The 11,833-nt window shown below is 70.9% G+C and carries 11 protein-coding genes; 6 read left to right on the top strand and 5 right to left on the bottom strand.

Annotation, left to right across the window (positions count from 1 at the left end):
• The first annotated feature begins 133 nt into the window (after positions 1-133).
• The 3 genes from TCUR_RS11920 to TCUR_RS11910 all read left to right on the top strand — a co-directional run bounded on the left by TCUR_RS11920 (position 134) and on the right by TCUR_RS11910 (position 2,613).
• A complete protein-coding gene (locus TCUR_RS11920) occupies positions 134-652 on the top strand; it encodes a DUF421 domain-containing protein (RefSeq protein ID WP_012852756.1) in 519 nt (172 codons plus the stop codon).
• A gap of 102 nt (positions 653-754) precedes the next feature.
• Positions 755-1,732, top strand: a complete 978-nt coding sequence (locus tag TCUR_RS11915) for a daunorubicin resistance protein DrrA family ABC transporter ATP-binding protein (RefSeq protein ID WP_012852755.1) — start codon at positions 755-757, stop codon at positions 1,730-1,732.
• Positions 1,733-1,746: 14 nt separating this feature from the next.
• Positions 1,747-2,613 (top strand): ABC transporter permease, encoded by an 867-nt coding sequence (locus TCUR_RS11910; protein ID WP_012852754.1) that lies wholly within the window; start codon positions 1,747-1,749, stop codon positions 2,611-2,613.
• A gap of 63 nt (positions 2,614-2,676) precedes the next feature.
• Here TCUR_RS11910 and TCUR_RS11905 read toward each other — a convergent pair whose 3' ends face one another.
• Together TCUR_RS11905 and TCUR_RS11900 are read right to left on the bottom strand one after the other, a co-directional pair.
• The gene (locus TCUR_RS11905; RefSeq protein WP_012852753.1) at positions 2,677-4,011 is read right to left on the bottom strand and encodes an RNA polymerase sigma factor; all 1,335 of its coding nucleotides are present in this window, start codon (positions 4,009-4,011) and stop codon (positions 2,677-2,679) included.
• Between the two features lie 260 nt (positions 4,012-4,271).
• Positions 4,272-5,420 carry an AMP-binding protein gene (locus tag TCUR_RS11900; protein ID WP_012852752.1) on the bottom strand — a complete coding sequence of 383 codons (1,149 nt, stop codon included), beginning with the start codon at positions 5,418-5,420 and terminating at the stop codon, positions 4,272-4,274.
• A gap of 102 nt (positions 5,421-5,522) precedes the next feature.
• On the opposite strand from TCUR_RS11900, the gene TCUR_RS11895 reads away from it, so the two are divergent.
• The 3 genes from TCUR_RS11895 (at position 5,523) to menD (ending at position 9,131) form a co-directional block, all read left to right on the top strand.
• On the top strand, positions 5,523-6,422 hold the full coding sequence (locus tag TCUR_RS11895) for a 1,4-dihydroxy-2-naphthoyl-CoA synthase (RefSeq protein ID WP_012852751.1): 900 nt from the start codon (positions 5,523-5,525) through the stop codon (positions 6,420-6,422).
• Positions 6,423-6,498: 76 nt separating this feature from the next.
• A complete protein-coding gene (locus TCUR_RS11890) occupies positions 6,499-7,458 on the top strand; it encodes an o-succinylbenzoate synthase (protein WP_012852750.1) in 960 nt (319 codons plus the stop codon).
• Positions 7,455-9,131: a 2-succinyl-5-enolpyruvyl-6-hydroxy-3-cyclohexene-1-carboxylic-acid synthase gene (menD, locus tag TCUR_RS11885; RefSeq protein ID WP_012852749.1), complete on the top strand. Its 1,677-nt coding sequence runs from the start codon at positions 7,455-7,457 to the stop codon at positions 9,129-9,131. Before TCUR_RS11890 ends, menD begins: the two co-directional genes overlap by 4 nt.
• 56 nt (positions 9,132-9,187) lie before the next feature.
• Here the strand turns inward: menD and TCUR_RS11880 are convergent, their stop codons facing one another.
• The 3 genes from TCUR_RS11880 to TCUR_RS11870 all read right to left on the bottom strand — a co-directional run bounded on the left by TCUR_RS11880 (position 9,188) and on the right by TCUR_RS11870 (position 11,789).
• Positions 9,188-9,976 carry a tyrosine-protein phosphatase gene (locus tag TCUR_RS11880; protein ID WP_012852748.1) on the bottom strand — a complete coding sequence of 263 codons (789 nt, stop codon included), beginning with the start codon at positions 9,974-9,976 and terminating at the stop codon, positions 9,188-9,190.
• A gap of 124 nt (positions 9,977-10,100) precedes the next feature.
• Positions 10,101-11,096, bottom strand: a complete 996-nt coding sequence (locus TCUR_RS11875; RefSeq protein WP_148233000.1) for a trypsin-like serine peptidase — start codon at positions 11,094-11,096, stop codon at positions 10,101-10,103.
• A gap of 237 nt (positions 11,097-11,333) precedes the next feature.
• Positions 11,334-11,789 (bottom strand): class I SAM-dependent methyltransferase, encoded by a 456-nt coding sequence (locus TCUR_RS11870; protein ID WP_052305492.1) that lies wholly within the window; start codon positions 11,787-11,789, stop codon positions 11,334-11,336.
• Positions 11,790-11,833 lie beyond the last annotated feature (44 nt).

Raw genomic sequence — 11,833 nt, 5'->3', positions numbered from 1 at the left:
GACCGAAGAGACCGCCCGCAGGCGGTCGGCCGGGCTCTTTGCGCAGACCGCGGCGAGGACCCGCGGGGTCATGCGGAGCCTGCGGCGCCCGGGGCGGTTCGGGCGGCCGAGGCGGTGAGGAGATGGTGCGGCGGTGGAGTGGCGATCGGTCTTCACCCTGAGCGTTCCGCTGCTGGAGGTGTTCGTCCGCGGCACGGTGACCTATCTGGTGCTGCTCATCCTGTTACGTCTGGTCGGCCGGCGCGAGGCGGGCGGCCTGGGGGTCACGGACGTGCTGCTGGTCGTCTTGGTGGCCCAGGCCGCGGCGGCCGGGCTGCAGGGCGAGGCCGAGACGGTCGCCGACGGCCTGCTGCTGGTCGTGACGATCCTGTTTTGGAGCGTGGCGGTCGACGCCGTCGCCTACCGGTTCCCGTGCATGGCGGCGCTGCTGAAGGCCCGGCCCCGGGTGCTGATCGAAAACGGCAGGCTGAACCGCAAGGCGATGCTGAGGGAGTTCATGACCGCCGAAGAGGTCCTCTCCCAGATGCGGCTGCACGGCATCGAGGACATCGCCATGGTCGAGCGCGCCTGGATCGAACCCAACGGCATGATCAGCGTGATCCGCCGGGACCGCGCCGCGGGCGACCCGGTCGAGCCGCCCCGGGGACTGTGACGGCGCCGCCCTGCCGGACCCGGCCGCCCGCTTGTTTCTGAATATTGGACTTACATACGGTTGGGGGATCTGACTGTCGGTTCTGGGCCGAGGGAGTCGTGCATGGCCACGGGGGAGCCCGCGATCGCCGTCACCGGGCTGGTCAAGCGTTTCGGCGAGGTCACGGCGGTGCAGGGCATCGACTTCACGGTGGAGGCCGGCGAGATCTTCGGCTTCCTCGGCCCCAACGGGGCGGGCAAATCCACCACGATCGGCATGCTGTGCACCCTGCTGCGGCCCACCGCCGGCAGCGCCCGCGTGGCCGGCTACGACGTGGTGCGCGAACGCGACGACGTGCGGCGCAACATCGGGCTGGTCTTCCAGGACCCCACCTTGGACGGCTACCTGTCCGGCGAGCAGAACCTGCGTTTCCACGCCGAACTGTACGGGGTGCCCCGCGCCGCGCTCGCCGGCCGGATGCGCCAGGTGCTGGAGATGGTGGGGCTGTGGGAGCGGCGGCGCGACAAGGTCAACACCTACTCCGGCGGGATGAAACGCCGATTGGAGATCGCCCGCGGGCTGCTGCACTCGCCGCGGGTGCTGTTCTTGGATGAGCCCACGGTGGGGCTGGACCCGCAGACCCGGGCGTCCATCTGGGACTACATCCGCCGCCTGCAGGCCGCCGAGCAGATCACCATCTTCATGACCACTCATTACATGGAAGAAGCCGAGTTCTGCGACCGCATCGCGATCATGGACTCCGGCAAGATCGTGGCGCTGGACTCCCCCGAGGCGCTCAAGGCCCGCGTCGGCAAGGACCGGGTGCGGCTGCACACCGACGACGACCGGGCCGCCATCGCCGCGCTCAAGGAACGCTTCGGCATCGACGCCGACGTGCGCGACGGCGCCGTCACCTTCTCCGTGGCCGGCGGGCAGGAGTTCGTGCCCCGGCTGTTCGCCGAGCTCGGCCAGGCGATCCGCGCGGTGAGCGTGGCCCGCCCCTCCCTGGACGATGTGTTCATGTCCTACACCGGCACCAGCATCCGCGACGCCGGGGGCTCTGCGCGGGACTGGATGCGGGTGGCCGCGCGACGAAGATGAGAGGGGATGAGGCGATGACGGCGACGGCGCCGCAGCCGGTGCGGGTCCAGGTGCCCCCGCGCAGCCTCCGGCACGACCTGCGCGCGGTGAAGATCGTCTTCCACCGGGAGGTGCTGCGTTTCGCCTCTGAGCGGATGCGGGTGATCTCCAGCCTGATCCAGCCGGTGCTGTGGCTGCTGGTGCTGGGCACCGGGCTGTCGTCCCTGATGGCCACCGGCGGCGGCGACGGGGTGGACTTGAAGACGTTCATCTTCCCCGGCGTGTGCGCCATGACGGTGATGTTCACCGCGATGTTCTCGGCCGCCTCGATCGTGTGGGACCGGGAGTTCGGTTTCCTGCGGGAGATGCTGGTGGCGCCGGTCAGCCGCGGCGCCATCGTGATCGGCAAGTGCCTGGGCGGGGCGTTCGTGGCCACCGCCCAGGGGGTGGTGATCGTGGCGCTGGCCGGGCTGGTCGGCGTGCCCTATCACCCGGCGCTGATGCTCACGCTGGTCGGGGAGCTGTTTTTGGGGGCGTTCGCGCTGACCGCCTTCGGGGTGCTGCTGGCGGCCCGGATCACCAACATGCAGTCCTTCTTCGCCGTCATGCAGATGGCGATGATGCCGATGCTGTTTTTGTCCGGGGCGCTGTACCCGCTGTCGGGGCTGCCGGCCTGGCTGGGGGTGCTGACGAAGCTGAACCCGCTGACCTATGCGGTGGACCCGATGCGGCAGGCGGTCTTCTCCCGCCTGCAGCTGCCGCCGGAGCTGGAGCGGGCCTTCAACGCGGGCGTCACCTGGAACGGCTGGCCGGTCCCGGTCTGGCTGCAGCTGCTCATGGTCGCCGCCATGGGGCTGGGGCTGCTGGGGCTGGCCATCGTCCAGTTCCGCCGCGGCGACTGACCTTCGTGCGGGCAGGGGAGAGCCCCCGGCGCCTTGCGCCGGGGGCTCTCCCGGGTGCGGCGGTCAGACCGCGAAATCCAGCAGCGGCGTGGCGTTGCTGGGGTGCCGCAGCTTCGACAGGGACTCTTTTTCCAGCTGGCGGATCCGCTCCCGGGTCAGCCCCAGGTGCTTGCCGATCTCATCCAGCGTGCGGGGCGTGCCGTCGTACAGCCCGAACCGCATCGACATGATCATCTCTTCCCGGGGGGAGAGGATCGACAGGCTGCGGCGCAGCTGGTCGGCCATCAGCTGCCGGTCGACCATCTCCGAGGCCTCGGGGCTGTCGATGTCCTCGATCAGGTCGCCGATGCGGGTCTCGCCGTCTTCGCCGATGGTGGAGTCCAGGCTGATGGGCTGGCGGCTGGTGCGCAGCAGCTCGCGCACCTGCGCCGGGCTCTTGTCCAGTTCGGCGGCCAGTTCCTCGGGGGTGGGCTCGCGGCCGAGCCGCTGGTGCATGTCGCGTTCGACCCGGCTGAGCTTGCTGAGCATCTCCAGCACGTGCACCGGCAGCCGGATGGTGCGGGCCGAGTCGGCGAAGCCGCGCTGGATCGCCTGCCGGATCCACCACATGGCGTAGGTGGAGAACTTGAAGCCCTTGGTGTAGTCGAACTTCTCCACCGCGCGGATCAGCCCCAGGTTGCCCTCCTGGACGACGTCCAGCAGCGACAGCCCCCGGTCGGAGTACTTTTTGGCCACCGACACCACCAGGCGCAAGTTGGCCTCGAGCATGTGGGATTTGGCCTCGCGTCCGTCGGCGGCGACCCACTCCAGCTCCTCGCGCAGCTCAGGCGGCAGGTCGGGCTCGTTTTCCAGCTTGTATTCGGCATACAGCCCGGCCTCGATGCGCTTGGCCAGCTCGACCTCCTGCTCGGCGGTCAGCAGCTGCCGGCGGCCGATCGACTTCAGGTAGGTGTGCACCGAGTCGCCCATGGAGCTGGACATGTCGTCCAGGTCGAGGGCGTCGGCGGTGTCGGCCTGGAGCGCGTCGATCTGCAGGGCCTCGTCCTCAAGGGGCTCTTCGGCGGCCTCTGGGACGTCGGCCTGCTCCGGCGCGGCGGTCCGGTTGCCGGTGGAGGCGGCCTTGGCGCCGGCGGTCGCACCGGGCTTCTTGCCGGCCGCCCGGGTGGACTTGCGGCCGTTGGAGGCCGGGGCCTCGTCCTCGGCGGCCAGGCTGACCCCGGCCTCGGAGATCTCCCGCAGGATCGAACGTCCCTGCGCCGGGCTGATGCCGGCGGCCCGGAAGGCTTCGCGTACCTCGCCGAGGGAAAGGTGGCCCTGCGCGCGGCCGCGCTCCAGCAGCGCTTCGAGCGGTGTGGAGCTTGCCTCCTGGAACGGGGCCGGTACCGCTGCTCGCGGCATGGGCACACCCCCCTCCCTTCCGTGTGACATAGGTGATGAACGCATGCCTGATCTAGGGGCGGATGCGTTGATGGGTGGTGGTTTGCGTTCCCGTGCGCACTATTCGGAACGCCGCGCATGCCCGTGGTTGTTCCCGGACGGCATGAAAGCCCAGCTCAACCTAAACCTTACTTTGTCAAGGCCGGGGGTGGGAAGACACCCGAAACCCCCTGCCGATCACGGATAAGGCACCCGCGAACCCACAAGAACAGAAAGGCCCGTCAGGGTTTGCGCAGCGCCTGACGGTCGGGCTTGCCCGAAGGCAGCAGCGGGATGGCCGTCCGCAGCTCCAGCTCGCGGGGCGCGGCGTGGGCCGGCAGGCTGCGGCGGACCAGGTCGCGCAGCTCCCGCAGGGTGGGCGGGTCCCCGGCGGGGACGACGACGGCGGTGACGCGCTCGCCCCATTCGGCGTCCGGGCGGCCCACCACCACGACGTCCTTGACGCGCGGGTGCCGGGCCAGCACGGCGGCGACCTCGGTGGCCAGGACCTTCTCCCCGCCGGTGTTGATGACATCGTCCATGCGGCCCAGCACCCGCAGCCGGCCGCCGTCGAAGGCGCCCAGGTCGGGGGTGCGCAGCCACTGCCCGTCCCTGGCCTGAGCGGTGGCCTGCGGGTTGAGGCGGTAGCCGGAGAACAGCACCGGCCCGGCCAGCAGGATCCGCCCGTCGGCGTCGATGTCGACGCGCACCCCGTCCAGGGGAAGGCCGTCGTAGACGCAGCCGCCGCTGGTCTCGCTCATCCCGTAGGTGGTGTGGATGCGCGCGCCGCGGGAGCGGGCCTGCTGGAGCAGGGCGGGGGAGGCCGCGGCGCCGCCCAGCAGGATCGCACCGAAACGCGCCAGGTCCACCCCGGCGTCCAGCAGCCGCCGCAGCTGGGTGGGGACCAGCGACAGGTGCTGGACGGGCGCGGCGGCGACGGCGTCGATGTCGAACCGGGGCGTGATCAGCGGGGTGGTGCCGGCGATCAGGGAACGCACCAGCACCTGGATGCCGGCGATGTGGTGGGTGGGCAGGCAGCACAGCCAGCGGTCGTCGGCGGCGGCGCCGATCCGCTCCAGGGAGGCGGCGGCCGAATGCCGCAGCGCCTCGGCCGAAAGCTCCACCAGCTTGGGGGCGCCGGTGGACCCGGAGGTGGCGATGATCACAGCGGTGCGGGCGTCGGTGGGCCGGCCGGCCGGATGGGGCCGCACCCCTTCGTCGGTGTGGACGGCCGACGGCGCCAGCGCCCGCAGCAGCGTCTGCAGCGCCGGGCGCGGCAGCTGCGGCGACAGCGGGCAGATCGCCGGCCCGCTGCCGTCCAGGGCGGCGGCCAGCGCCTCCTGCAGGCGGGGGCCGGGGGGAAGGAGGAGGGCGTGCACCTGACGATCCATGTCGCGGCCCAGCCTAGGGGACCCCGTCGGCGGCATCGGCACCCAGATGGCGGTTGAATTGGGGGCGGCCGGCGAGCGGCGCCGGCCCGAGGAGAGGAACACATGGTTTCGGAGCTGTTCGACCCGGACGCCTGGAAGGAAGTCGAGGGGTTCGACTTCACCGACATCACCTATCACCGGGCGGTCGACCAGGGCACCGTGCGGATCGCCTTCAACCGGCCCGAGGTGCGCAACGCCTTCCGCCCGCACACCGTCGATGAGCTGTACCGGGCGCTGGACCATGCCCGGCAGACCAGCGATGTGGGGTGCGTGCTGCTGACCGGCAACGGCCCGTCCCCGCGCGATGGGGGCTGGGCGTTCTGCTCCGGCGGCGACCAGCGCATCCGCGGCCGGGACGGCTACCGGTACGCCAGCGGGGAGACCGCCGACACCATCGACCCGGCGCGGGCCGGCCGGCTGCACATCCTGGAGGTGCAGCGGCTGATCCGCTTCATGCCCAAGGTGGTCATCTGCGTGGTGCCCGGGTGGGCGGCCGGCGGCGGGCACAGCCTGCACGTGGTGTGCGACCTGACGATCGCCAGCCGCGAGCACGCCCGCTTCAAGCAGACCGACGCCGATGTGGCCAGCTTCGACGGCGGGTTCGGCTCGGCGTACCTGGCCCGGCAGGTGGGGCAGAAGTTCGCCCGGGAGATCTTCTTTTTGGGGGAGACCTACGACGCGGAGACCGCGCACCGCATGGGCATGGTCAACGCGGTGGTGCCGCACGCGGAGTTGGAGCGCACCGCACTGGAGTGGGCCCGTAAGATCAACGGTAAGAGCCCGACCGCGCAGCGGATGCTGAAGTTCGCCTTCAACTTGATCGACGACGGTCTGGTCGGCCAGCAGGTGTTCGCCGGGGAGGCGACCCGGCTGGCGTACATGACCGATGAGGCTGCCGAGGGCCGGGACTCCTTCCTGGAGAAGCGCGCACCGGACTGGTCGCGTTTCCCCTGGTACTACTAGGTCGCGATACGGTTCGGTACGGGCCGATACGAGGTGATGTGGGCGCAGAGTGCGCACATGGCAGGGGGTCGAGCGGGTGCGGGTCTACTCCATCCCGATGCGGACGCGGTTTCGCGGCATCACGCGCCGGGAAGGCGTGCTGATCTGTGGTCCCGCAGGCTGGGGGGAGTTCTCTCCGTTCCCCGAGTACGGCCCGCGTGAGTGCGCCCGCTGGCTGGCGGCGGCGCAGGAGGCCGCTTTCGCGGGGTGGCCGCCGCCGCTGCGGGAGGCGATCCCGGTGAACGTGACGGTCCCGGCGGTCGATCCGCAGCGGGCGGCCGCCTTGGTGCGGGCCTCCGGCTGCCGGACCGCCAAGGTGAAGGTGGCCGAGCGCGGCCTGGATGCGGCGCTCAGCGACGCCCGGGACCTGGCCCGGGTGGAGGCGGTGCGGGAGGCGATCGGCCCGCACGGCCGGGTGCGGATCGATGTCAACGGCGCCTGGGACGTGGAGCGGGCGGTGCGGATGATCCGGCTGCTGGACCGTTTCGACCTGGAGTACGTCGAGCAGCCGTGCGCCACGCTGGAGGAGCTGGCCCTGGTGCGGCGGCGGGTGGACGTTCCGGTGGCGGCCGATGAGTCGATCCGCCGGGCCGAGGATCCCTTGCGGGTGCGCGCCGCCGAGGCCGCCGACATCGCTGTGCTGAAGGTGCAGCCGCTGGGCGGGGTTCGGGCGGCGCTGGAGGTGGCCGAGCGGACCGGGCTGCCGGTGGTGGTCTCCAGCGCGGTGGAGACCTCGGTGGGGCTGGCGGCCGGGCTGGCGCTGGCCGCCGCGCTGCCGGAGCTGCCGTACGCCTGCGGGCTGGCCACGCTGTCGCTGCTGGAGGGCGATGTGGTCGCCGACCCGCTGGTGCCGGTCGACGGGATGATGCCGGTGCGCCGGCCGGTGGTCGATGAGGAGGCGCTGGGCCGCTATGAGGTCGATGACGAGCGGTGGCGGCGCCGGCTGGCCGACGCGCAGGCCGCGCTGGATGCGCCGGTGATCGGAGTTGCGCGATGAACCCCGCGACCGCCCTGTCCCGGGTGCTGGTCGATGAGTTGGTGCGCTGCGGCATGACCGATGCGGTGCTGGCTCCCGGCTCGCGGTCGGCGCCGCTGGCGCTGGCGCTGCACGATGCGGCCAAGATGGGCCGGCTGCGGCTGCATGTGCGCATCGATGAGCGGTCGGCGGCGTTCGTGGGGCTGGGGCTGGCCAAGCGGTCGGGGCGGCCGGTGGCGCTGGTGTGCACCTCGGGCACCGCGGCGGCCAACTTCCACCCGGCGGTGATCGAGGCCCACCATTCGGGGGTGCCGCTGATCGTGCTGACCGCCGACCGGCCGCCGGAGCTGCGGGACACCGGCGCCAACCAGACCATCGACCAGATGCGGCTGTATGGGACGGCGGTGCGCTGGAGCTGCGAGGTCGGCGTGCCGGAGGAGCGGCCGGGGATGGTGGCCTATTGGCGGTCGCTGGCCAGCCGGGCCTGGGGGCTGGCGCTGGCGCCTTCGCCGGGCCCGGTGCACATGAACGTCGCCTTCCGGGAGCCGTTGATCCCCGATGGGGACGAGTCCTGGTGCGAGCCGCTGGATGGGGACGTCACCGGCGCCTGGACGCGGGTGCGGCCGTCCACGCCGGGGTCGGTGCTGCACGCTCCGCCGACCCGCCGCGGCGTGCTGGTGGTGGGGGACGGCGCGGTCAACGTCAAGCGGTATGTGGCGGCGGCGTCGATGGCCGGCTGGCCGGTGCTGGCCGAGCCGCACGGCAACGCCCGTTACGGCGACCACGCCTTGTCCTCCCACCACTTTTTGCTGGGGACGCCGGAGTTCGCCGAGCGGCACCGCCCGGATGTGGTGGTGACGCTGGGCCGTCCGGGCCTGTCCCGGCCGCTGCTGTCGCTGTTGCGGCGGGCCGAGGAGCATATCGTGGTGGCGCCGGATCTGAGCCGCTGGCCCGATCCGGTGCGCTCGGCCACCCAGGTCGCCCAAGAGGTGGAGATCCCGGTGCTGTCGGGGGGCGATGACAGCTGGCTGCGGTCGTGGCGGACGGCGGATCTGGCCGCCAGCCGGGCGGTGGACGCGGTGCTGGACGCCGGGGATGAGGTGACCGAGCCGCGGCTGGCGCGGGATCTGGTGGCCTCGCTGCCGGGCGGGTCGCTGCTGTTTTGTGCGGCGAGCATGCCGATCCGGGATCTGGATCAGACGATGCGGCCGCGCCGGGGTATCCGGATTCTGGCCAGCCGGGGCGCCAGCGGCATCGACGGGCTGGTGTCCACGGCGATCGGCGCGGCGCTGGCGCACAGCGGCCGTTCGTATGCGCTGCTGGGGGATCTGGCGTTCCTGCACGACCAGAACGGCCTGATCTTGGGGCCGCACGAGGCGCGTCCGGACCTGGCGATCGTGGTGATCAACAACCGGGGCGGGGGGATCTTCTCGATGCTGCCGCAGGCGTCGCTGGAGGAGCCCTTTGAGCATGTCTTCGGCACTCCGCACCAGGTGGATCTGGCGTATGTGGCGGCGGCGCACGGGGTGCCCTACACGCTGCTGGAGTCGGCCTCGGATCTGCCGAAGGCGATCTCGGGGCAGGGGTTGCGGATCGTGGAGGCCCGCACCGACCGGCGGGCCAACGCCGAGTTGCATGCGCGGATGCGCCGGGCCGCTCAGGAGGCGGTCCGCGCCGTCATGGCCTCCCGGTAGGGGCGCCTTCGGCTTTTCTCTCCTCCTCCGCCTAGTGATCTACAACGTAAAGGCGGTCAGATAAGAAGGCTCTCCCGCAATGCCGCCGTATCGCCATCCCTCCACCCGTGTTCAGCGAGCCAGCCGAGGGTGCCTCCGAAGCGTTCGTCCAGGACGGTCAGGAACTTCTCCATGGTCGTGGCCTGGGGGAGGTGGCTGTCGGCGGGGCGGGAGTCCAGGTCGGCGGCGTAGGTGCCGCTGGCTCGCAGTCGTGCCAGGATGGCCTGCAGCCGCAGGCCGGTGGCGGTGTAGTCGGCGATGATGTGGTCGCGGCGCACGCCGACCGCGTCCAGGGCCAGGGCGCAGACCACGCCGGTGCGGTCCTTGCCGGCGGCGCAGTGCACCACGGCCGCGCCGCGGGTGCGTGCCATGACGCGCAGTGCGGCGATCACCGAGTCGGCGCGGTCGCGCAGGTAGCCCAGGTAGTGCTCGACCGGCCGGTCGGGTCCGGCGGCCGAGGGGTGCGTCTGCCAGGGCAGCACCTTGTCCGTATCCAGGGTGTCGGCGGTGACGTCGGTGTGCCGGCCGCTTTCGGTGAACAGTGACAGGTGGTGGATGGTCACCTGGGGCACCCGGGTCAGCGGGCCGGGGCCTTCCAGGTCCACCTCGGTCCGGCTGCGCAGGTCCACCACGTCGGTCAGGCGGTAGTTCTCCAGCAGTGTCCGCAGGTCGCGGGGGGTGAGGTTCTGCAGGTTGTCTGAGCGCAGGACTTTGCCGAAGCGGGTGGTCCGGCCGTCGGTGGTGGCCAGCCCGCCCAGGTCGCGGACGTTGACCGCGCCGTCCAGTTCGATCCACCGTGCGTTCATCGCCGCACACCTTATGCGCCCGGTGTGTTCAGGTTCGTGGTGTGGTGAGGAGGATCACGTCGTTTTTGCGGCAGGGGCGGAGGGGGCCCGGGACCCCGAAAGGGTCCCGGGCGTGTGGCCGGGGTTATTTGAAGGATCGGACCGTCTTCAGGACGCTCCGGGCCGCCGGGCCGTGGTAGGGGCTGAAGGTGATCTTGTTGTGGCGGTGGTGGGCGCTGTTGAGGCCCACGATGTACCAGGTCTTGCCGTATTTGTGGAGCCAGCCGCCGCCGCTGGCGCCGTTGCCCATGGTGCAGCGGGTGGCCAGGCCGACCGGCCAGCCTTTGCCGGCGATGTTGTAGGGGGTGCTGGGGCCCTGGCAGTAGTACATCTTGCGGGTGTTGGTGGGTTTGCCCGACGGCAGGAAGAGGTGCGGGTAGCCCAGGTTGAGGATGCCGAGCTTGCGGGCGGGTTTGATCTTGACCGGTTTGCCGCCGACCACCTGCTGCAGCTTGCGCTTGCCTTTTTTGTTCTTGGGCTTGTTTTTGACGGTGAAGGCGGCGATGTCGTAGGTGAAGGCCTGTGGTGTGGGGTTGCTGATCCAGCCGTAGGTGGTGACCCAGCGGTCGACGACCCACCTTTGGAAGGGGGCCTTGCCGTTGTGGTAGGCGGGTACGAACAGGCCGTAGGTGCTCCAGTCGCCGCCGCGGCCGCTGTGGACGCAGTGGCCGGCGGTCCATACCGATCGTTTGTTGCCGGCGGTGGTGACGGTGGCGCTGCAGTAGCCGTCGTAGCCGTCTTGGACCAGGAAGAGCTTGCCGGTGGTGCGGTTGAGCTTGGTCTTGGGGTTGGGGCGGATCTTGGCGTTGGTGACCGCGTTCGCCGTGACGTCCGGTCCGGCGGCGGGGCCGTTCAGGCTGCGGTCCAGCGGCTTGGCCTTGGCCATGCGTTCGGGGGTCCAGTAGTTGAGCACCGAGGCGGCGGAGACGTCGCCGGCCGGGTGGGAGATCGCCTGGAAGGGGGAGGGTGCGGCCGTGGCGGCTGTTTCGGGTGTTGCGGCGGTGGCCGTGCCCGGCAGGAGGAGGGTCATGGCGGTGGCCATGGCGATGAGTCCTGCTGCGGTGCGGGTGGGTGGTCGCATGGAGGATGTTTCCCTTTGCTTTTCGTCGTGCGATCGTGACGCGGGTCGTTCTGCCGCAATATGAACCGATGGGTGCCGGTTGGTCTCTTCCTTGAAGGGGGAGTTTGTAGTCTTTGGCCGGTATCGGCCAACGACGCTGCGGCATTCGATCGCCGGTGGGTTCGCGGTCGTCTCTGGAAAAGCCGGTGGTGGCCGCCTTCGCTGCGGCCACCACCGATGATCGCGTGGGTCTTTGTTTCAAGGGCGGATCTCGTAGACGAGATCGAACGCCGTCTGCGCCACTTGCCGGAAATGAGTGAATTCGGCCTTGGTGGTCAGTTCCCGGATGGCGGCCGGGCCGGCCTGAGCGCCCAGCGCATAGCCGCCCTCCCGGGAGAGGGCGTTGAGCACGCACAGGAACGTGGAGCCGTTGTCGCACAGCCGTCCCACCGGGGTGAAGTTCTCCTCGACCTTGCCGGAGGCGAACGGCTCCACCAGCAGCCACGTGCCGTCGGGGGCCAGGGCCCGGCGGGTGGCCCCCGGCGGGTCGCCCATGTCGTGCAGGCGGTCGAACATCGTCACCGGGTCATAGCCGGTGCCGGGGAAGCCCTGGACGGTGGCGACCTGGAAGTCGGCCCGGTCGGCGAGACCGGCCTCGGCGGCCTTCTTGATGCGTCGTTTCCGGATCGGCGCCGCCGCGCGGCGGGCTCCCACGGCGAAAGCCGGGTTCGGGCGCCGGTGAAGGGGCGGCGTTGCCG

Origin of the sequence: Thermomonospora curvata DSM 43183 (assembly GCF_000024385.1) — a bacterium.
GTDB lineage: Bacteria > Actinomycetota > Actinomycetes > Streptosporangiales > Streptosporangiaceae > Thermomonospora > Thermomonospora curvata.
Note: the sequence above shows the minus strand (reverse complement) of the source record. Positions and strands in the feature narration are given on the sequence as shown.

Excerpts from the sequence above, each read along its gene's own strand:
- TCUR_RS11910 (WP_012852754.1), top strand. The coding sequence starts at position 1,747 with ATGACGGCGACGGCGCCGCAGCCGGTGCGGGTCCAGGTGCCCCCGCGC.
- menD (WP_012852749.1), top strand. The coding sequence starts at position 7,455 with ATGAACCCCGCGACCGCCCTGTCCCGGGTGCTGGTCGATGAGTTGGTG.
- TCUR_RS11915 (WP_012852755.1), top strand. The coding sequence starts at position 755 with ATGGCCACGGGGGAGCCCGCGATCGCCGTCACCGGGCTGGTCAAGCGT.
- TCUR_RS11880 (WP_012852748.1), bottom strand. The coding sequence starts at position 9,976 with ATGAACGCACGGTGGATCGAACTGGACGGCGCGGTCAACGTCCGCGAC.
- TCUR_RS11900 (WP_012852752.1), bottom strand. The coding sequence starts at position 5,420 with ATGGATCGTCAGGTGCACGCCCTCCTCCTTCCCCCCGGCCCCCGCCTG.
- TCUR_RS11875 (WP_148233000.1), bottom strand. The coding sequence starts at position 11,096 with ATGCGACCACCCACCCGCACCGCAGCAGGACTCATCGCCATGGCCACC.
- TCUR_RS11905 (WP_012852753.1), bottom strand. The coding sequence starts at position 4,011 with ATGCCGCGAGCAGCGGTACCGGCCCCGTTCCAGGAGGCAAGCTCCACA.
- TCUR_RS11895 (WP_012852751.1), top strand. The coding sequence starts at position 5,523 with ATGGTTTCGGAGCTGTTCGACCCGGACGCCTGGAAGGAAGTCGAGGGG.